At 57.2% G+C, this 21,205-nt stretch carries 18 protein-coding genes; 4 read left to right on the forward strand and 14 right to left on the reverse strand.

All coding sequences use genetic code 11. The features are described 5' to 3' along the window. Window positions 1-45 precede the first annotated feature (45 nt). Genes V1587_RS16085 through flhB form a run of 3 tightly spaced genes read right to left on the reverse strand, consistent with a single transcriptional unit; the run spans window position 46 to window position 3,657 of the window. Window positions 46-438 carry a flagellar protein FlhE gene (locus V1587_RS16085; protein WP_371898689.1) on the reverse strand — a complete coding sequence of 131 codons (393 nt, stop codon included), beginning with the start codon at window positions 436-438 and terminating at the stop codon, window positions 46-48. Then, on the reverse strand, window positions 438-2,516 hold the full coding sequence (gene flhA, locus V1587_RS16090) for a flagellar biosynthesis protein FlhA (RefSeq protein WP_371898690.1): 2,079 nt from the start codon (window positions 2,514-2,516) through the stop codon (window positions 438-440). Before flhA ends, V1587_RS16085 begins: the two co-directional genes overlap by 1 nt. Beyond that, entirely contained in the window at window positions 2,509-3,657 is a 1,149-nt protein-coding gene (flhB, locus tag V1587_RS16095) for a flagellar biosynthesis protein FlhB (RefSeq protein WP_033145863.1), read from the reverse strand. The genes flhA and flhB overlap by 8 nt, the downstream gene beginning before the upstream one ends. Before the next feature lie 504 nt (window positions 3,658-4,161). Between flhB and V1587_RS16100 the strand changes: the two genes are divergently transcribed. The 4 genes from V1587_RS16100 to V1587_RS16115 all read left to right on the forward strand — a co-directional run bounded on the left by V1587_RS16100 (window position 4,162) and on the right by V1587_RS16115 (window position 9,285). Then, on the forward strand, window positions 4,162-4,737 hold the full coding sequence (locus tag V1587_RS16100) for a fimbrial protein (protein WP_371898691.1): 576 nt from the start codon (window positions 4,162-4,164) through the stop codon (window positions 4,735-4,737). A 134-nt stretch (window positions 4,738-4,871) separates the two neighbouring features. After that, complete coding sequence (locus V1587_RS16105; protein WP_371898692.1) at window positions 4,872-5,564, forward strand: molecular chaperone; 693 nt, start codon at window positions 4,872-4,874, stop codon at window positions 5,562-5,564. A 93-nt stretch (window positions 5,565-5,657) separates the two neighbouring features. Next, entirely contained in the window at window positions 5,658-8,114 is a 2,457-nt protein-coding gene (locus V1587_RS16110; RefSeq protein ID WP_371898693.1) for a fimbria/pilus outer membrane usher protein, read from the forward strand. A 4-nt stretch (window positions 8,115-8,118) separates the two neighbouring features. Continuing rightward, a complete protein-coding gene (locus V1587_RS16115) occupies window positions 8,119-9,285 on the forward strand; it encodes a fimbrial protein (protein WP_371898694.1) in 1,167 nt (388 codons plus the stop codon). A 48-nt stretch (window positions 9,286-9,333) separates the two neighbouring features. Here the strand turns inward: V1587_RS16115 and cheZ are convergent, their stop codons facing one another. The 11 genes from cheZ to V1587_RS16170 form a co-directional block, all read right to left on the reverse strand. Further along, window positions 9,334-9,978, reverse strand: coding sequence for a protein phosphatase CheZ (gene cheZ / locus V1587_RS16120; RefSeq protein WP_023312251.1), 645 nt, complete (start codon window positions 9,976-9,978; stop codon window positions 9,334-9,336). Window positions 9,979-9,988: 10 nt separating this feature from the next. Then, window positions 9,989-10,378 (reverse strand): chemotaxis response regulator CheY, encoded by a 390-nt coding sequence (gene cheY, locus V1587_RS16125; RefSeq protein WP_008500431.1) that lies wholly within the window; start codon window positions 10,376-10,378, stop codon window positions 9,989-9,991. A 17-nt stretch (window positions 10,379-10,395) separates the two neighbouring features. After that, window positions 10,396-11,445 (reverse strand): chemotaxis response regulator protein-glutamate methylesterase, encoded by a 1,050-nt coding sequence (locus V1587_RS16130; RefSeq protein ID WP_008500430.1) that lies wholly within the window; start codon window positions 11,443-11,445, stop codon window positions 10,396-10,398. After that, window positions 11,442-12,308: a protein-glutamate O-methyltransferase CheR gene (gene cheR / locus V1587_RS16135; RefSeq protein WP_023312253.1), complete on the reverse strand. Its 867-nt coding sequence runs from the start codon at window positions 12,306-12,308 to the stop codon at window positions 11,442-11,444. Before cheR ends, V1587_RS16130 begins: the two co-directional genes overlap by 4 nt. 19 nt (window positions 12,309-12,327) lie before the next feature. Beyond that, complete coding sequence (gene tap / locus V1587_RS16140) at window positions 12,328-13,929, reverse strand: methyl-accepting chemotaxis protein IV (RefSeq protein WP_371898695.1); 1,602 nt, start codon at window positions 13,927-13,929, stop codon at window positions 12,328-12,330. A gap of 44 nt (window positions 13,930-13,973) precedes the next feature. After that, window positions 13,974-15,641, reverse strand: coding sequence for a methyl-accepting chemotaxis protein II (gene tar, locus V1587_RS16145; RefSeq protein WP_371898696.1), 1,668 nt, complete (start codon window positions 15,639-15,641; stop codon window positions 13,974-13,976). Between the two features lie 84 nt (window positions 15,642-15,725). Continuing rightward, on the reverse strand, window positions 15,726-16,688 hold the full coding sequence (locus V1587_RS16150) for a spore coat protein U domain-containing protein (RefSeq protein ID WP_371898697.1): 963 nt from the start codon (window positions 16,686-16,688) through the stop codon (window positions 15,726-15,728). Continuing rightward, window positions 16,685-19,069 carry a fimbria/pilus outer membrane usher protein gene (locus tag V1587_RS16155; RefSeq protein WP_395314416.1) on the reverse strand — a complete coding sequence of 795 codons (2,385 nt, stop codon included), beginning with the start codon at window positions 19,067-19,069 and terminating at the stop codon, window positions 16,685-16,687. Before V1587_RS16155 ends, V1587_RS16150 begins: the two co-directional genes overlap by 4 nt. Beyond that, the gene (locus V1587_RS16160) at window positions 19,045-19,800 is read right to left on the reverse strand and encodes a molecular chaperone (protein WP_371898699.1); all 756 of its coding nucleotides are present in this window, start codon (window positions 19,798-19,800) and stop codon (window positions 19,045-19,047) included. Before V1587_RS16160 ends, V1587_RS16155 begins: the two co-directional genes overlap by 25 nt. Window positions 19,801-19,816: 16 nt before the next feature. Continuing rightward, the gene (locus V1587_RS16165; protein ID WP_371898700.1) at window positions 19,817-20,365 is read right to left on the reverse strand and encodes a spore coat U domain-containing protein; all 549 of its coding nucleotides are present in this window, start codon (window positions 20,363-20,365) and stop codon (window positions 19,817-19,819) included. A gap of 12 nt (window positions 20,366-20,377) precedes the next feature. After that, window positions 20,378-20,950, reverse strand: coding sequence for a spore coat U domain-containing protein (locus V1587_RS16170; protein WP_371898701.1), 573 nt, complete (start codon window positions 20,948-20,950; stop codon window positions 20,378-20,380). Window positions 20,951-21,205: the final 255 nt, after the last annotated feature.

Below are 21,205 nucleotides of genomic sequence, written 5' to 3' on the forward strand. Positions count from 1 at the left end.
GGCAATTGCCGGGTTTTGTTTTTTGCAGTTCTGCTAATTCAAGCGTCAGCGGTAGTTCACGATGACGGAATTACTCTGCACCTTCAGCGCAGGGATTAAGCGCCCCCCGCCCGGCACTTCCCAGATGAAACGCAAAGGTTCAATGGCCGGTACGCCGTTGAATGCCTGCGTTGTGCCATTCTCGCCGTCGATTTCCGTGCAGCGCGTCTGAGAACAGAGGCGCACCCGCAGCCCCGCAGGCGTTGGGCCAATCAGCCGGTAATTCCAGACCACAAGCCCCATCTGACCGGAAACGCCTTCAGAAGGCGACAGCGGGTTAGAAGACATGGCGACGCCCCGGTTGCTGAGGGTCACCCCCATGCTGCTCGCCTGCCAGGTGCCTCCCCCGGCAGCCTGCGCCGCCAGCGGGAAGAGCAACATCCAAAGCCATTTACGCATTATTTTCCTCCAATCGTCGCGGTCATGCGGATATGACGGTTATCCGACAGCTCCAGATTCGACAGCACGACCAGCTGATTCAGGCTACGACGCAGGAAGCGGGACAGCAGCGGACGCAGCGCATGGTTCACCAGCAGCACCGGCGGCGCGCCCAGCATCTCCTGACGCGCCAGCGCCTCCTGCGTTTGCGCCAGCAGACGGTCCGCCAGCCCCGGCTCCAGGCCGCCCCCGCCCTGCAGGGCCTGCAGCAGCAGACGCTCAAGCGGCGTATCGAGGCCAATGACCTGCACTTCTCCGGTTCCCGGGAACCACTGCTGGGTGATCGCGCGACCCAGCGCCACGCGCACCACCGCCGTCAGCTCGTGCGGATCGCTCTGGATTGGCGCATGCTCTGCCAGCGTTTCCAGAATGGTGCGCATATCGCGAATCGGCACCTTCTCTTCGAGCAGATTTTGCAGCACCTTGTGCAGCGTGGTTAAGGTCACCACGCCAGGAACCAGATCTTCCGTCAGCTTCGGCATCTCCTGCGTGACGCGGTCCAGCAGCTGCTGCGCTTCCTGACGACCAAACAGCTCGGCCGAGAATTGCCCAATCAGGTGATTAAGATGGGTCGCCACCACGGTACTGGCTTCAACAACCGTATAGCCCTGGATCTGCGCCTGCTCTTTCAGGGCACTTTCAATCCAGATCGCGGCCAGGCCAAAGGCCGGGTCGATAGTTTGCTCGCCCGGAAGCGTGCCTGCGGCGGTGCCTGGGTTAATCGCCAGCCAGCGGCCCGGATAGGCATCGCCGCTGCCAATTTCAACGCCTTTCATCAGAATGCGATAGCGCGCGGGCGGCAGGTCCATATTGTCGCGGATGTGAACGACCGGCGGCAGGAAGCCCATATCCTGCGCGAATTTTTTACGGATACTGCGGATACGCCCAAGCAGCTCGCCATCCTGCTGGAAATCGACCATCGGGATCAGGCGGTACCCGACTTCCATACCCAGGGAATCTTCGAGCTGAACGTCGTTCCAGGTCGCTTCGACGGCCTGGGTATTCTCCGGCATTTTGACCTGAACAGGTTCCGCTGCCGGTTTGGTTTCACGGCCACGCATCCACCAGGCAAGCCCCAGCAGACCTGCCGTAAACAGCAGGAAAACGAGGTTTGGCATACCCGGCACCAGACCGAGCAACCCGAGAACCGCCGCGGCCAGCAGCATCACGCGCGGGTTACTGAACAGCTGGCCCACCATCTGCTCGCCAACGTCCTGATCGGTGCTCACGCGGGTCACGATGACACCCGCCGCAGTAGAGATAACCAGCGCCGGGATCTGTGCGACCAGACCGTCACCGATGGTCAGCAGCGTATAGCTTTCCGCCGCGTGGCCCATGTCCATCCCGTGCTGCAACACGCCCACCAGCAGGCCGCCGACTACGTTAATCACCATGATCAGAATGCCCGCGATGGCGTCACCGCGGACAAACTTGCTCGCACCGTCCATGGAGCCGTAGAAGTCCGCCTCCTGCGTCACTTCCGCACGGCGCTTTTTGGCTTCATCTTCAGCGATAAGACCGGCGTTCAGGTCGGCGTCGATCGCCATCTGCTTGCCCGGCATGCCGTCCAGCACAAAGCGCGCGCCCACTTCCGCGATACGCCCAGCACCTTTGGTGATAACCATAAAGTTGATGATAACGAGGATAACGAACACCACGATACCGATAGCGAAATTGCCGCCCACCAGGAAGTGGCCGAACGCCTCCACCACTTTACCCGCCGCTGCCGCCCCGGTGTGACCTTCCATCAGGATGATACGCGTGGACGCTACGTTCAGCGCCAGTCGGAGCAAGGTAGTAAACAGCAGAATGGTCGGGAATGCGGCGAACTCCAGGGTACGCTGGGTGAACATCGCCACCAGCAGCACCATGATGGACAGCGCGATATTGAAAGTGAAAAGCAGATCGAGGATGAACGCCGGGAGCGGCAGTACCATCATCGACAGAATTAGCAGGATCAGAATCGGCCCGGCAAGGATCTGCCATTGGGTCGATTTCAGGTTGCCGGGCAGGCGCAACATTGCCACCAGATTAGCCATCAGTGTCCTTCTCGTTCATAAAATCCAGCGCGGCAGGCACCGGAAGGTTCTCAGGTTTCACAGGCCGCTGACCGCCGGCCAGACGCCAGCGCTTCAACTGCCATACCCAGGCCAGCACTTCCGCCACGGCGGCGTAGAGTTGTCCCGGGATCTGTTGTCCAATATCCGCATGGCGATACAGGGCACGCGCCAGCGGAGGCGCTTCCAGGATCGGCACGCGGTTTTCAGTCCCAATTTCTCTGATTCGCAGTGCGATCAGCCCCGCCCCTTTCGCCACCACTTTCGGCGCGCTCATTTTGTTTTCGTCATAGCGCAGCGCAACGGAATAGTGCGTCGGGTTGGTAACAATGACGTCGGCCTTCGGCACATCGTCCATCATCCGGCGACGGGCGGCGGCACGCTGCATCTGGCGGATACGCCCTTTTACGTGCGGGTCACCTTCCATCTGCTTATATTCATCACGGATATCCTGACGTGACATGCGCAGCTTTTTGAAGTGGGTATAAAGCTGGAAAATCACGTCAAAACCCACCATCGGAATAATGCTAAGCACCACCAGCAGCGCGCAGAGCCCGACCAGATTCAGCGCGTTGCTCATCGCGGTGAGAGGCGATTCGCTGATAAGACGCATCATTTCCGGCCAGTGGTACCAGAGGTAAAACCCTGCGGAACTGCCCATCAGCACCGATTTGAGAACGGCTTTGAGCAGCTCGGCCCCGGTCTGCGCAGAGAACATTTTCGCAATACCCGGCAGCGGGTTCAGTTTGGAAAATTTTGGCTGCAGCGATTTGGCACTAAAAACCAGACCGCCGAGCATCACCGGCGAGACCAGCGCGACCAGCACGACCCCGGTAATCAGGGGCAACAGCGCGACCATGGCCCCTTTGATAAGCTGAATAATCTGGCTGAGGATCAGATTCGGATCGTTGACCATGCTGTGGTCAAAACGTAAGCCGGTGGACAACATTCCCGCCAGCTTGCGGGCGAGCGACTCCCCGCCCCACCAGATAATGCACACCCCTACGATAAGGATCAGCAGGGAGGTTAATTCTCGGGATCGGGGGATCTGCCCTTCCTCACGCGCCTTTTCTAGTCGGTGGGGTGTGGGGGCTTCCGTTTTGTCGTCGTTCTCTTCTGCCACAATGCATGCTCAGCCCATTACGTCACGGGTATCATGCCAGCACCGCCTTTCATCAATGGGCTGATAAACCCCTATAACCGGGTCTTTTTATCCAGTTTAAGGCCACCCTCCGCACGTTGGGTGAGCGAAGAGAGAACAAATAATGACCGGGAAAATATTATTCAGTTTTTGTGATGCGCTTCAAATTACGAAATGAATTAATCGCAGTTTAAAAGAACGTTTACTCAAAAAACATTCCAGAAGAAAATTAACATAGACGTCAATTTTAACCGCTTAATATTGCAGGGATGATGCAAATATGTAAATTCGATAATTCAGAGCAATTGTATTATATTCACCCATTACCGCAGGAAATCCAGAAATGGATTAATCAACATAGCACTAATCCTAAAACCCACTTACCAGAAGAAGTTTAAATGTTATAATTCCGCGCGACATAATTTACTTTTCGCAAGAAAGCAGAATGTATGCCAGATATATTTTCTACTTAAAGGAACATTTAAGATGGATTTAAAAAAGAATATTATTGCGGGCTTAGCCCTTGCGACACTCTCGTTAAATGGTTTCGCTGCAGAATTGAATGCCGGTACTATTCACTTTACGGGTGAAATAATCGAATCAAGCTGTACGATTCAGGGCGACAATGGTGCGGACAGTACTATCCCACTGGGAACCTATCCTATATCATTGTTTACTGCCGTTGGGACAGAAACCTCACTTACGCCGTTCTCCATTACGCTGGCGAACTGCCCGTTGAAAAGCGATGGGCTTCCGGCTGTACAGCTGACCTTTAACGGCCCAACAACCCTGACCGGGAGCAAAACGATGCTGGACGTCAGTAAAATTACCACCACGGGTGAAACTGCGGCCACCGGTATCGGCGTTGCCGTCAGCCCGTCGGGTAAAGACGATCAATTCATCACTATGGACGGCGCTGAAGGGCAGGTCTATATCGAGCTGGCGACAAAAACCTCAGATACGATTAAAGCTGATTTTAATGCTCGCTATAAATCATTTGCAGCTGCGGTTACCGCCGGTCCGGCAGATGCTGATATGACGGTAAATATTCTTTACCGTTAATAAACACAGCACTGATATTCAGAATATATATATTAGGCGTCATGACGTTTAAGGAGTCATGCTCTGATAATAGTCCGAATCCGGATTCGGACTATTATCATTCCCCCTCAACGTCCTTTATTGAAGGTTTCACCATGCGCATATCACCCCTGGTCTTATTATGTATTCCTGTTATTGCGAGCACCTTTTGTCACGCAGCAGGTGTTCAGATAGGTCGCACACGCATAATCTACGATGCCGCGAAAAAGGAAGTTGCCCTGCCCTTACAAAATAATGATAAAGAGCTTCCCTGGTTAATACAGTCATGGACGGATACGGGTGATGGGAAAACGCACGGACCGTTTATCGTGACACCACCTCTCTTTCGACTCGATCCGCAAAAAGAGCAAAGCCTGCGCATTACCTGGAACGGGACAACCTTAGCAGGAGATAAAGAGTCATTGTTCTATATGAACGTGCGAACCGTTCCTGCCACGGCTACGGATGGGGGTGACAAAAACGTCCTGCGGTTAATCTATAAAACGCGTCTGAAACTGTTCTGGCGCCCTGTCGGACTGAGTGGTAGCCCCTCTGAATCCTGCAAAAACCTGCGCTTCGCTCGTCATGGTCAGCAGCTCACTGTCATCAACGCGGGGGCATTCTACAGCGTCTTTGATTCACTTGCGCTGGGCTCCCATAAAGTGGAAAAAGCCGACATGGCTGCCCCTAAATCCCGCGTTGACATTCCTCTCCCAGAGAATGCTCAGGGGACGAACGTCACCTGGCGTTGCATTACCGATTACGGCAATGCTTCAGATAAATACACTTCCACCCTTGCGCAGGATTAAAAGACCGCGATGATGACAGGACGTAATTATTTGTCATACGGGCGGCTCTTTAGACCGAATCCGCTTCTTCGCTGCCTTGGCGGTGTCTTGCTCATGGCGAGCTTCTCGACGCTGGCCCGTGAGTATCGCTTCTCTCCCTCATCGCTTGAAGGGGACATGCTGGCACAGCAGGATATCGATCTTTCACTCTTTTCAAAGTCGAATGCTCAGCTACCCGGCACCTATTCTTCACGAGTACAGGTGAACGAACGCCGCCTGAGCACCACCAATATCGCTTACGTCAGCTCGCCGGAAGGGTCACTGATACCACAGCTCACACCGGATATGCTGCGGGCATGGGGGATTGCTATCGACCGGTATCCCGCCTTGCTTGCATTACCCGCCAATAAGGTTTTGCCCAACGATATCAGCAACTATATCCCCCAGGCCTCCGCGCGGCTTGATTTTTCAACCATGACGTTAGCGTTGAGTATTCCTCAGGCCGCGTTAAGTGGTACCGGTCACGATTATATCGATCCCTCGCGCTGGGACGATGGGGTTCCCGTGTTGTTCAGTGACTACGCTTTTTCAGGATCAAACAATAAGGACAGCGGCGACAACAGCGCCACCAGTCAGTATCTGAATTTGCGCACCGGCGCTAACCTGGGTGGCTGGCAAGTGCGCAACTATTCTACGTGGAGCAATTCAGAGAGTGAAAACCAGTGGGAAAACATCAATACCTTCCTGCAGCATGACGTTGACGCCCTCAAGTCGCAGTTCACGGTCGGGGAAAGCAGCACGCGGGGCGAAGTATTTGATAGCTTACAGTACCGGGGCGTCAACCTTGCATCAGATGAAGAAATGCTTCCCTATAGCCAACGCGGCTATGCCCCTGTCATACGCGGCATCGCAGGTTCAAATGCTGAAGTCTCGGTGCGCCAGAACGGCTATCTCATCTATCAGCAAAATGTCGCGCCGGGCGCGTTCGTAATCAACGATCTCTACTCCACGACCAACAGCGGCGATCTGGACGTTACGGTGAAAGAGGCTGACGGCACCGAGCATCACTTTACCCAGCCCTACTCCAGTATCGCGGTTATGCTGCGGCCCGGGCGTATGAAGTACGAAATTACGGCAGGCCATTATCGTGCTGATAGCGGGAGCGACCAAAAGGAACCCGACTTCCTCCAGGCAAGCATGATTTACGGTCTAAATAACCTTCTCACCGGGTTTGGCGGACTGACGCTCTCGAAAGACTATAACGCAGCCAATACCGGTGCCGGTCTGGCGCTCGGGCCGCTGGGCTCACTGTCGGCTGACGTTACCGTGGCCGACACCCGGCTGGACGATAACAGCCAGCATACCGGCCAGTCATGGCGTTTGCTTTATACCGGTAAACTGGATTCGACCGATACCAACTTCAGCCTCGGCAGCTACCGATACTCCAGCCGCGGATATTACACCTTTGCCGACGCCAACCAAAAACGTGACGGCCACGAAGACGATTGGCTGTTTCGTTACAATAAACGCAACCGCATCCAGGCCAGCGTCAGCCAAACCCTTGCTGGGGTAAGCCTGTATCTTAACGGTTATCAGCAGGATTATTGGGATACCTCTAAAAAGGAGCGAAGCCTGTCTGTTGGATTCAATACCGTTGTTGCCGGTACGAGTTATCACGTGGCCTATACGTACAGCAAAACCAACGACGAAGAGTCTGACAGGATGGTCTCTTTGGGGTTTAGCATTCCTCTCGCCAGATGGCTGCCACACGCCTGGAGTAGCTATAACATCAGCAACACTAAAAATGGCTATACGCGACAAAACGTCGGCCTCAGCGGCACGCTGCTGGACGACGAGCGTCTGAGCTACTCGCTGCAGCAGAGCCATTCCAACCACGACGGGGGCGATACCAGCAGCGTCTATGGCAGCTACCGCTCGCAGTATGCCAACCTGACCGCAGGCTATTACGCCTCCACTAATGACTCTCAGCAGCTTAATTACGGCATTAGCGGCGGTATTGTCGCCCATCCTCAGGGCGTCACGCTGGCTCAACCTTTAGGCAGCCAGTTTGCTATCGTGAACGCCAACGACGCTTCCGGCGTCCGTTTCCTGAACCAGCGGGGTATTCAGACCGACTGGCAGGGTAACGCAGTCATCCCATCGCTCACTCCGTACCAGGAAAACAATATTCGTATTGATACCTCGAGCCTGCCGGAAAATGTGGACAGCAGCGATACCGCCATCACCGTCATTCCCTCGCGCAACGCGGCGGTGTTAGCCAGATTTGACGCCCACACAGGCTACCGGATGCTGGTCACCCTCAGGCGTCCAAACGGCCTCCCCGTTCCGTTCGGCGCCATCGCGACCAGTAGCGACCCGGTAATGAGCGGCATTGCCGATGAAACCGGAACCGTCTATCTGGCAGGCATTGGAGAGACCGCGCAGATTACCGTGAAATGGGGCAACGGCACGGGCCAGCAGTGCCGCGCCAGCATTACGCAACAGTCAGCCAACCAAACCGAAAGCCCTAACGGTATTCGCTCGGTTAGCGAGCTTTGTCAGCAGGAATAAGCACATGAGAACTATACTCACGAAACAGGCCGTCTGGGCTTTATTGGCCACGGCATTGAGCCTGGCCGCAGCCAGCCCGACCAGGGGGGCGGTGACTTTACTTCGTAACTGCTTCGGTGCGCCGCAAGCCTACACCATGACGTACGATCATGAGTTTTCGTCCAGCGAAAATATCGCCAATCATGACTATGACGTGCCAAATCATCTGGTCGGCGATGGTCCGGCGATAGTGGCCAACTGCAGCTGTCCCGGAAATATTTTTTCTTCGAGCATGGTCTATGAAAAAACGTTTGCCGGGAGCCCGCTGAGTCCGGGAACAACCGGATACGGCTATTTGACCGAAAAGATCGATGCCGATATCACCGCCTACGCTGATGCAATCAACTCTCCGGACGGCAATTCTTTGACCCCGATAGCCGTCAATGAATACCCGACGCCCAAAGGGAATATGCGTAACACGACCGAGAATGCACTCGCCAAAACGGAGGGCGATGCCAACGTTTGCAGAAGTGGCACCCAGCCGAGCAATGCCGCTACGGTAAAGCGTAATTTCCGCTGGAACGTCATTGCGGTCACGCTTCACGTTAAAAAACCCATCCTGGGTCAAGAGGTGATACCTTCGACGATCGTCGCGCAAAACTATGCCTGCCTCTATTTCGGCACAGGGGGAACCTGCGATCCCGGGCAGGCGGATCAGGTATCTGATATCTGGTTTAGCGGCACGCTTTCTGCGCCGCTCAGCTGCACCATCAACGCAGGCAGTACCATCGAGGTAGAGTTCGGCAGCATCGTCAGCAAGCAATTCGTCATCAAGGGGCAACCGCCAAAACGTTATGCCATCAAAAACGTTGATATTGCCTACCACTGTGATGATAACGCAGTGGGAAACACGGACAGGATAAAGCTCACGCTGACAGCAGATCAGGGGGTCGCGGATAGCAGTACGCCTTACATTGCAAAACTTCTGGACAGGGACGATCTCGGCGTACGTGTATATGATCAAAACAGTCAGAACGTTGCGCTGGATGGTACCTATGAGTTTCCGGTAACGATGGACAATCAGGGAAACGGTGTGGTCAAAATTCAGGCTGTACCTGTCAGCACGACTAATGCTCCCCCGGCCCCGGGTCGCTTTGAAGGTAACGTAACGGTGAAGATGGATCTTCGGTAACCGAAATACCCTCAGGTTGACGCCGCAACCTGAGGGTAATCAGAATAATCAGAAGCCGAGGCTGTCCAGCAGATCGTCGACCTGATCCTGGCTTGCCACCACGCCCGCCTTGCTGGCGTCGAGCTGTGGACCATTGAGCAGGCTTTCGTTCTCGCGTTTTGGACGGGCTGCCGGTTCCGGAATGTTCTCGAGCAGAACCATCAGCAGCTGACGCTCAATCTCCTGGATAACATCCATCATGCGCTTGATCACCTGACCGGTCAGGTCCTGGAAATCCTGCGCCATCATGATGTCCAGCAGCTGTGCGTTGGTGAAGCTGGTGTGACCCGGCACATCCCCCAGGTACTGACGGGTATCCGTCACCAGCTCGCGGGCATCCGCCAGCTCGATAGGGTTCTCAAACCACTCGTCCCAGCGTTTGCTCAGCGCTTTCGCCCCCTTTTCCATCGCATCCTGGTGCGGCTGTGACGCTTCAACGCTGTTCAGCGCACGTTCCGCAGCCTGAGCGGTCATCTGCACAACATAGTCCAGACGATCGCGGGCATCAGGAATGGCTTCCGCCGCTTCGGCAATCGCCTGATCCAGACCCAACTCACGCAGGCTGTCACGCAGCATGCGCGTCAGGCTGCCGATGCGGACGATGATATCGCTCGGCGAGTGTTCTTCTACGGGTTTCATAGCAGGTTGCAACATTTCCATCACCTCACATGCCGAGTTTCTCGAAGATCTTACCGAGCTTCTCTTCCAGGGTTGCCGCGGTGAATGGCTTCACCACATAGCCGCTTGCGCCCGCCTGTGCAGCGGCAATGATGTTCTCTTTTTTCGCTTCTGCAGTAACCATCAGAACTGGCATAGACGCCATTCCCGCATCGGCACGAATGGTTTTCAGCAGTTCCAGACCGTCCATGTTTGGCATGTTCCAGTCGGAGATAACAAAACCAAACCCGCCAGCCTGCAGCTTGTTCAGCGCATCAACGCCGTCTTCTGCTTCTTCAACGTTGTTGAAGCCCAGCTCTTTCAGCAGGTTGCGCACGATGCGACGCATGGTGGAAAAGTCATCCACAACCAAAAACTTAAGCTCTTTATCCGCCATAAAATAATACTCCTGAGTCAAATACGTATTGCCTGTCCGGCACTGATTTTCGCCAGCATCTGCTGGCTTACCTGGCTAAGATCGACCACTTCGCTCACGCCACCCATATTGATGGCCTCGCGCGGCATGCCGAACACCACACAACTTGCTTCATTCTGCGCAATCGTCCAGGCGCCAGCCTGGTGCATTGCAAGCATTCCGGCGGCACCGTCGTTGCCCATCCCCGTCAGGATCACCCCAACGGCGTTGCGCCCCGCATGTTTCGCCACCGAATGAAACAGCACATCCACAGACGGACGGTGCCGGTTAACCGGCGGTCCGTCATGAATTTTGATTTGATAGTTAGCGCCGCTGCGCGCCAGCTCCATATGCTTGTCGCCCGGCGCGATATAGGCATGCCCCGGGAGCACGCGCTCGCCGTCTTCCGCCTCTTTCACGCTGATCTGGCACAGCTTGTTCAGGCGTTCGGCGAACGAACGGGTAAAGCCTGGCGGCATATGCTGCGTGATCAGAATACCCGGACTTGAAAGCGGCAATGGCTGGAGTACATGACGAATTGCCTCTGTTCCTCCGGTTGACGCCCCAATGACCAGCAGTTTTTCCGAGCTGAGTAAGGGACCGGCCTTCAGGGTCGCAGGCGCGGCCATTGGCGTGTGGGCGGCAAGCTTCGCCCGCGACGCGGTGCGGATCTTCTCGGCGATCATTTCGCTGTAGGCCAGCATCCCTTCGCGAATGCCGAGCTGCGGTTTGGTGACAAAATCCACCGCCCCCAGCTCCAGCGCGCGCAGGGTGATTTCCGAGCCTTTTCCGGTCAGGGAGGAGACCATCACCACCGGCATGGGCCGAAGCCGCATTAATTTTTCGAGGAAATCTATGCCATCCATGCGCGGCATCTCGACATCCAGCGTTAGCACGTCGGGGTTATATTTTTTAATTAAATCCCGCGCTACCAGCGGATCGGGCGCGGTTGCCACCATCTCCATGTCGCTGTGGCTATTGATAATTTCAGTCATGATCTGACGCATCAGCGCTGAATCATCGACAGACAACACCCTGATTTTACTCATGCTTTTTCCTTACTCAGCGCATATACCGTTTGCCCACGCAGGCTAAACTCACGCGCGAGGTTGCTGAAGTTTTCCGAGTGCCCTGCAAACAGTAAACCGTCAGGCTTGAGCAACGGAACAAACCGACGCAGAATGTCCTGTTGCGTCGTTTTATCAAAATAGATCATGACGTTACGGCAAAAGATAGCGTCGAACGGCCCCGGCACGTTGTACTGCTTATCCAGCAGGTTTACGGGCGCGAATTCGACGCAGTTCGCCAGCTCCTGGCGTACGCGTACCAGGCCTTCATGCGGGCCCGTCCCGCGCATGAAATAGCGCTGCAGCTGCTGCGGCGACAGCGTTTTCAGTTCATCCTGGCGATAAACGCCGTTACGCGCCTTCTCCAGCACCTCGGTATCGATATCGCTGGCGTAGACTTTCCAGCGTCCGGGCGTCATGCCCAGGGTGTCGGCCAGGGTGATCGCCAGCGAGTACGGCTCTTCACCCGTCGAGGCGGCCGCACTCCAGACGCGATACTCCCCGGTGCGACGGCGCGCATGCTCGGCCAGTACCGGGAAGTGGTGAGCCTCGCGGAAAAACGCCGTCAGGTTGGTGGTTAACGAGTTGATAAAAGCCTGCCACTCTGCGCTGTTCTGGTTCGCCTCAAGCATGCTCAGATAGCGGCCAAAATCATCCAGCCCCAGCGTACGCAAGCGCCGCACCAGACGGTTGTAGACCATGTCCCGCTTATGATCCGCAAGCACGATCCCCGCACGCTGGTAGATTAACTGACATATCCGACGAAAATGCGCGTCGGACAGCGCGAGGCGCTGTGTCATCTGCAACAATAATGACGTTTGCCCAGGGGGCATTGGTGATGTCATAGCGCCTTCTTAATTACATTCAGGATACAACTGGCACGGCCTGCGACCGCCCGACTTCTGTTACTGCTTCAACGTGCTCTTTGACATTAAATACCGCGACCAGTCCGGTCAGACGATCCGCCTGGCTGGCCAGCTGATCGGTTGCCGCTGCCGCTTCCTCAACTAACGAGGCGTTCTGTTGCGTCACCTGATCCATCTGGCTGACGGCCTGAGCAACCTGCTCAATGCCGCGACGCTGTTCGTCCGACGCCGAGGCAATCTCGCCCATGATGTCGTTAACCCGCGTGACGGAAGTGACGATTTCATGCATGGTTTTCGCCGCGGTATCCACCAGCGTTGAGCCCTGCTGAACGCGCGAGACCGACTCTTCGATCAGCACCTTAATCTCTTTCGCCGCGTTGGCACTGCGGCTCGCCAGGTTACGCACTTCCCCCGCCACCACCGCAAATCCGCGCCCCTGCTCACCGGCACGCGCCGCTTCAACCGCGGCATTCAGCGCCAGAATGTTGGTCTGGAACGCGATACCGTCAATCACGCTGATGATGTCGCCAATTTTCTGCGAACTGGTGGCGATCTCCTGCATGGTGCTGGCGACGTGGGACGCCTGGTCGCCGCCCTTCTTCGCCGTCATCGCCGCCTGTTTTGACAGATCAGACGCCTGACGCGCGTTATCGGCGTTCTGGCCTACCGTCGCGGTCAACTGCTCCATGCTGGCCGCCGTCTGCGCCAGCGAGGCCGCCTGCTGCTCGGTGCGGGAAGAGAGATCGTTGTTACCCGCCGCAATCTCAGAGATCCCGGTGTGCATGGCATAACTACCCTGCCGCACGTCGCTCACCGTTTCCCGCAGCGATCCCTGCATCGCCTTCAGGCTGGCAAAGATCGCCGAAATTTCGTTCCTGCCGAACACCGCCACCGGACGCGCCAGATCCCCTTTCGCAATACTGTCGAAGTGGCTGCTAATAATCGCCAGCGGCTGCACGATCATTCTGCGGGACCAGAGCAGTGCCCCGCCGGTCAGCAGCCCTGCCAGAATCACAACCACGGCAAAGATGACGCCAGACATGTGATAGCTTTGACGGCTCTGTTCACCCGCACGCTGAACAGACTGATTGATATTCTGCTGCCACGCGTTAAAGCTGCCGTCAAACGCCGCCTGAGACGCCTGAACCGGTGCGGTCATAAAGTCCGACAGCTGGTTGTTCTCAAGCCACGTCGCCTGATGGTCCAGATCGCTGTACCACTGTTCAAAGTTCGTCTTCATGGCGGCCTTCAGCGCTTTCTCTTTCTCGCTGTCGGCGGCCTGTGCCGTAAAGGCCTTAAACTGTGCGTCAGCCTGCTTCAGGCTGTCGCGCGCGGTCGCCATCAGCGCCTTAATGTCATCCGGCGGATAACTCAGCGCGGTTAAGGTTCCCGCCTTGTTCAGCGCAGTGCTTGCCTGCAACAGCACGGCACGCGTTTGTGCCAGTGCGGAGCGCTGCTGATTACTCGCCTCAACGTCCTGCAAATTCTGATAGCCATCGCGAAACGCCCAAAAAGACAACCCGTTACTGCCAACCTGCAACACACCGCAAAGGATCAGAATCAAAAACAGTGTGGTCGAGATACGAATACGATTTAACATCCACGCTCCCATCAAGCGGCAAGCAGCCGCGGTTTAATTGTCAGTCAAAATGTTTCCCAGTTTTCATCTTGTCCGGTCGTCGCGGTGCGCGTACGGTTTGCAGCCGGTTCAGCGGCTGGCGCGCGATACGTCGCCTGCGGGGTGACCGTGTTTCCAGCGAGTGAAGCGAGACGAAACGCCGAGACGGCCATCTTCAGACGGCTCGCCTGGTCTTCCAGCGCAGCGGCCGCCGCAGCGGACTCCTGCACCAGCGCGGCGTTTTGCTGTGTCACGCGATCCATTTCCGATACCGCCAGGGCAACCTGGTCGATACCACGACTCTGCTCATCGGACGCAGAGGCGATTTCACCCATGATGTCCGTCACGCGGGTGACGGCATTCACGATGTCATTCATGGTCTCCCCGGCGCTTTCCACCAGCACGGAGCCGGTATCGACGCGGGAGACGGAATCTTCAATCAGCGACTTGATCTCTTTTGCCGCGTTGGCGCTGCGGCTGGCCAGGTTGCGCACCTCCCCGGCCACCACGGCAAACCCGCGTCCCTGCTCGCCCGCACGCGCCGCTTCCACGGCGGCGTTCAGCGCCAGAATGTTGGTCTGGAAGGCAATGCCGTCGATGACGCTGATGATGTCGGCAATTTTCTTCGAGCTGTCGGCGATTTCGTGCATGGTTTTCACCACGCCATCCACCACGCGACCGCCGCGCTGCGCGGTCTCGGAGGCGCTTTCTGCCAGCTGAGACGCCTGGCGGGCGTTATCGGCGTTCTGCTTCACGGTCGCGGTGAGCTGCTCCATGCTGGCGGCCGTCTCTTCCAGGGCGGACGCCTGCTGCTCGGTGCGCGAAGAGAGGTCGTTATTGCCCATCGCAATTTCGCTGGTGCCGGTATAGATGGCATCCGTGCCGCTACGCACGTTGGCGACGGTTTCGATTAGCGAACGCTGCATATGGTCAACGCTGTTTGCCAGCTCGGTGATCTCATTGCGCCCGGACACGGTCAGCGTTTTGGTCAGGTCACCGCCGGCAATGTCACGAATGTGGGCAATGACGCGGCCGAGAGGGTTCAGCAGGATATGGCGAATGCCGTACCAGACCGCAACCAGCACAATAACCAGCGCCAGCGCCAGCACCGCCATCTGCCATTTCGCAAAGCGGTAGTCATTCTGGCTTTCAGCAAACGCGGAGTGATAGAGATCGCCACTGACCTTCGCGTACTCCCCCAGCGCCGCGCCGAGGGCGTTTTGCATCCCCTGCGTCGGCTGCGCGAAATAGGCGTCCATGTTGCCGCTCTCAAGGAACTGAATCAGCTCTGCCAGACCGGCATGGTAGGCGTTGTATTTTTCGTCAATATTCTGGCTCACCTGCTCCATCGCAGGCTGCGGGGTAATCTTTTTGAAGGCGTCGTAATGTTTTGCGGCGTCAGCGAGAGTGGCGCGGGCATTTTTCAACAGATCGGTTTTCGCGCTGCTCTGCTGATTGTTGGGATCCATCATCATGCGCGCGGACGAGCGGCTCAGGTTGATACGCGTTTGCAGCATCAGATCCCACGTTGAGGTGAGCTCACTCTGCTGCAGGCGGAGATCGTTCGAGGCCGCGAAGCTGTCCTGGTTCTGTTTTAATGACGAGAAAAAAAGCCCGCCGGAGATAAGCTGAAGAAGTGCGAAAATGACCAGCACCATCATGAGCATTGTGACAACGCGGATACGGTTCAACATACAACACCTTCTCATAGATTTATTAACGGTGTTATCGGCACAGCCAACAGGAACTTTACATTTGAGAAAGGGAAAAGCGCGGGGTTAGAAAGCCACGTCGACAATCAGCGTATCGGTGTAGGTTCCGGCGGGTGGCGTGGCCTGATTGGTCAGCACTTTCGCGGTGTAGTTGTAGGTTCGCAGGAGACCGTCGGTACTGACCTGCGACGAGGTCGCGCTGGTCCAGCGTTCGCTGCCGCTGCCGCCCCAGCGGTTACCCGTGGCTTCTTTATAGATGTCATAACTCAGGTAGTTACTGCCGCTTACCATCCGGCGCACGTTATTCAGCGCGTTAGCACCGTTGTTAATGCCGATGGTATACGTACTGCCTTTGGTACAGGTGACGGCAATCGCCTGCGAGACGGTAGGGAAACTTTGCACCAGCGGCGCGCTGTTGAAGTTGACGTCCGGCGTGGTCATGGCGCTACAGTCGTTGGTCACGGTCAGGTTAAGGAGGATGGTGGTCGTCGCCGTGCCCGTCTGATTGCTTGTGCAAATGCCTAGCGCGCCCACGGAGCAGACGCTGTAGTTAACGCTGAAGGTTAACTGCACCTGGTACGGCCCGGCAGAAACGTTCTGTCCGGCGACGGTGCGGAAATAGAGCGGGATGTTGTACTGCTTTGAGCCCAGCAACCCCAGCAGGGTATTCCCGCTCCAGGTATACGATTTACTTATCTGTACCTCGCTGCTGCTCGCACAGCCCGCGAGCCCGCATAGCCGGGTGGGGATCACGTCCGTGATGGCCGCGTTATCCGTGCGTTTCATGGTGGCCCGGCTGCTGCCCGAGACCGATGCCGCGGTATAGGTCAGGGTCACCGAGTCGCTGGTCAACAGATTCAGTATGGCATCGCACGCCACCACCAGCGTGCCGGTGGTTTCCACCTCCCCGGTTCCGCTGAGCGCAAACGACGTGACGCTGCCAAACGAGGCATTGACCGTACTGACGGTACACGCCGCCCAGCCTCCGCCGGAAAATAGCAGCAGTATCAACAGCAGCAGGCGCTTCATGGCGCCTCCCGACAGACCAGCGGACCGTAGGTTTGCAGCTTATGCTCCGGGTTGGCTCCCACGGTCAGGGTAGCCCGGCAGCGTTTTCCATCAGGCGCGATCACCTCCAGCGGGTTAACATCGCTAAGATTTTCCAGCCAGGCGATGCCGTCATACCCCACCACCGCATTGCTGCGCGAGGCGCGTCGGACCTGGCTTCCCACCGGCAGCGCCTGGCCGCGCGCATCGTGCAGAATGACGCTTGCCACCCGCTCCTGCTCCATCGGGAAATCAACCAGATAGCCGCTGTGACGCCGGATCGCGATCCGCCGCTCGGTCTCTTTCAGACGGGTATCCGCCGGCAGGTTCAGGGTATCAATGCGGTAGCTTGCCGGATAATATGCCGACACCCCGCTGACCAGCAGGTAACCGTTGTTATTCGTTTTGCCGACGGGCTGATTCTCATAGCTGACGGGCACATCCGGATGACCGTCGGTACTGATGACGACAAACGCATCGTTGATCTTATTCGCCGCAAACAGCTCGCCGTCCATCAACACAATTGCGCCCATCGCCTCGCCCCACCAGGTCATCATGTCCCTTTCGCCGTAGCCGCCGCCCTGCAGCTCTATGTTGTTATTGCGCCAGCCCAGCGTGCCCTGCTGATAATCGCTGGATCTTGACTGGTTGGCCCAGGCCATGTTCCAGCTGAACCCACCGTCAGAAGGCATGGAGTGGTTATAGTTGATGCGCTGGGTACTGCCGGCATCCGGGGTGTTTTCAACGGTAATGGCAGCGCTGTCGCGTGCCCCCAGCGGCACCTGCAGCGACAGCGCGACCGTCCAGTCTCCCCGCTGCTGGTCCCGGCTGCCGGCCAGATAAATACTGCTCGCGCCCCACAGATTGCGGCTCCATGAGAGGTTAAGCAGCTCGGTTTTTTGGCTGTCAAAACTCTCCACCCCGATCCAGGCCGCGCTGATGTTGCCGTACTGTCCCAGGTTGAAGGTCAGAGAATACTGGTCCGTATTACGGCTGAAGCTGGCGATGGGTTTATCGTTCTCGTCATACACCGTCGGCTGGTCGTAAAGGGCCAGATTGCCAAAGCCGCGGTCGCGACGGGTATGCTGGGTGGCCACGCTGAACTCGCTGGTGCTGTACTGGTAACCCCAGTTGATTTGCCCGCCCGCATCCCCGCGCATGCGGCTCTGCGAGTAAGCGGTATTCACCACGCCAAGCTGGCCGAGTTTAATCACCGTCCCTGCCCCGCCCAGCGCCAGTTCCTGCGCCCCTTCCGCGTGCCCTTCCAGGGTCAGCCAGTCCGTCACCCCGTAGCGATACGAACCGCTGCCCGCCGCCGAGCCGTAGTCAAAATTCTTGATACCGTAATTGCGCCGCAGGCTGCCCAGCGTCACGGCGCCGTCGCTAAGCCCTTTTTTGAGCAAGTCGCTGGTGACGTAAAACGGCAGCGTGGTGCTTACCTGTCGCCCCAGCGCATCCGTCGTGACCAGCACAGCGTCCCCGGCGCCGTTGATATAGGGCAGATTGGTCAGGGTGAAGGGGCCCGGCTGAAGCTGGGTTGAGCCGGAGCGGTACCCGTTGATAAAGAGATCGACCGACGTGGGTACCGCCGCTTCTCCTGCGAATTCGGGCAGCGGCCACGTCACCAGGTCAGGGCGCAGGGAGAAATCCCGCCCGACGCTTATCCCCCCCATCCGCACGCTGGAGCTCCAGCTCAGGGCATCGCTGATCACGTCCCCGACGCTCCAGCTCATCGCGTCATCCTCGTTGGTGAACAGCAAGGACGTGTCATAGCGAACATATCCCTCCTGCTGCCCCTCGTTGCCGGTGAAATTTTCCCGGGCATAGCCGGTGGAGGAAAACGAACCGCTCTCATTGAAGTAGCGGAACTCATGCCAGAGCGACGCCTGACCGCCGATATGTTCCGTGTGGTTGGTGTAGAAATCGTAATTCAGCAGCGCCCCGCGCCCAAAGTGCGGTTTGGCCTGCGCCGCTTGCGTGCTGAACGGCGTCACGCGGGCCGTCACCCAGTCGCGAGGAACCGTCAACAGCAGGCGCTGCGCGGCGCTGTCGTACTCCGCCCGCACCGGTGTAAGCGAAGAGAGATTCACCTCTCCGGGGGGAACATGGGCCGGTGGCAGCCCCGCGCGCAGCAGGTCGGCGCTGGAAATAAAGAAAGCGCCTTTACGCTGCGTCACGGGCACGACCAGACCGGTATCGTAGTGGTTGAGCACCAGGGCAAGCTGGAACACCGCTTCATCATTTATCGCCTGTGCCTGGGGTGGCGGCGGTAAACTGTCGTCGCCGGGCTCGGCCAGGGTCGCGGAACTGACGCAGAGCAGTATCATTATTGCCGGCTTCAGTTGACGGGCGTCGACTGCCATTGTGCGTCCCTGGCATTAATCTGCGCGCTCATCCGCTCTGGCTGGCGAACGCCAGCGGGTATGGGCCAGCTGCGGGTGCTGCCGGGAAGTACGTAACCCAGCAATCCCTCCGCAACCGTGCGTTTCTGCCCTCCCTGCTCCAGCGCCACCTGGCTGAGCCTGACGTGGACATCCCCCCGATTTCTGACCTCCAGCGCAGGCTGCCCGTCCGAACGCGTCACCCGCCAGCTCAGGTTTTGGGTTTCCGCCAGCGCGTGATGCGCGCCCTCTTTGATGGTCGGGATCCCCTGTCCATACACGAACAAAGGAATGGAGTAACGCATCTGCAATTTGAGGCCGATGGCGGGTTCGGCTTTGGCATCAGGCTGGGGGATTTCATCTACGATGATGCGGTAAGCCTGTTCGACACCCGCGGGAACCGAAGCCTGTTTGATAAGGCGAATAAGCTGCTTGCTGCCGGTGCCAATCGTGACGATGGGCGGGCTGGCGACCACGTCCTGCTGCGCGGTGTAGCGCTCTAGCCCGTTCTCCTGCTTCCAGCGCACGATGCGTACCTGCATCGTCGTCGCGCTGCTCCCCTGGTTCTGGATCCACAGCTCCGTGGCGTTGGCATCCGCAGCAAGCCATGGATCGATAGGCCAGAGCAGAATGGTGGCTGCCGCCTGCGCCTGGCCAGCAACCGCCATTCCCAACGCGCCCGCCAGACAAACAGGTCTAAAAAATGGCTTCATCAACACTCTCCCTTTTTTACCATGACAAGGTCACAGTGAGCTGATCGGTATACGTTCCCGCCGGGCTAAACCCGGTCAGTAGCGCCACGCCAAAAAGCGGCAGCGCGATGTTATTGCTGTTGGTATAGGTAACCGGTATCGCCTGGTTGACGCCGATTTCACTGTTCGCGGCCAGCGAGCTGCTGCTGTAGAGCCGGTATGGCACCAGGTCTGTTCCACCGGACCGCTTCATGCGGCGAACGGATGAATAATTCTGGCCGCCATTAATGCTCATGCTTAGCGTCACGCCTGGCGTACAGGCGATGGATAACGCCCCGTTTGGCACAAAGCTGGTGCTCACCGGTGCGCTCTCGACGCCGTTATGGCTGCCAAAATCCAGCGTACCGAGAAGCCCTCCGCTACCGGTGGCCACCACGCACCCTGGAACAATGGTCGCGCTGACCTTAAAGGACTGTGATGTCACCGCCCCCGCCGCGGGCATCATGAGCACTCCTGCCATCAGCGCGAAAAAAGGCTGCACGCGTCCCTCCGCGCGTTTGCGCAGACCTGTGAGAGTTGCCTTCATGGCGGTTCGGGACTAGTAGGTAACGCTGACGTTTATCGTGTCGGTGTAGGTTCCCGGGACGACCGTCACGCTGTTACCGCCGCCGGTAATACGCCCGTAGAGGGTGTAACTGTCCACTCCTCCGGCCGTAGAGGCGATCGGCAGTGCGGTATTGTTGGCAATCACGCTGTTAAACCCGCTGTCGCTGTAAAGGCTGTAAGCCACGCCCTGCGCCGTATTGCTCGTATTGACCAGATAGCGTGCTGGCGTTCCCGGCGTGCCTACAACGGTGCCGGGTGCCGAGGAGTTGGTGTTGCCGGTGATCGCCACCGTATAGCTGGCGGTCGTACATTGAATGGTGAAGGTGTTTCCGCCGCTGGCACCGGTTAGCTGCGTGGTCAGAGTGGAAAACGTTGCCGGATGGGTGCCAAAATCCAGCGTCCCGAAGTTAATGCCGTTTTGCGTGGGCGAGCCGTTTATCAGGCAACCATTCGTGAGCGTCAGCGTCGCGCCGATGGTGCCGCTGCTGGTGACGCCCAGTGCCTGATGGGCCGTTGTCGCAGTCAGTAAGGTGCCTGCGCAGATCAAAAGGAGTTTTCTTTTCATTTACCACCCTCCAGAAGACGTCTTCGTTCCCTTGCCACGTTTTATTTTTGTCGTTCAAGATGTTAGCCCCGCTTAAGGTTCCTCTGAGGGGGGTTATTGAGAATTTAGTTTACGGATATCGCTTCGACCACCTGCCCCTTAACGCCTAAGCACTTTGTCCTATTGACTTCTTATTACCTTATATAACAGTGAGTTAAATTCATTTTTTCAGCTTTTTTATTTTATCTGGAGAGAATATATCCATTAAAGTGTGAT

Origin of the sequence: Enterobacter sp. ECC-249, assembly GCF_043965265.1 — a bacterium.
Lineage (GTDB): Bacteria > Pseudomonadota > Gammaproteobacteria > Enterobacterales > Enterobacteriaceae > Enterobacter > Enterobacter quasiroggenkampii.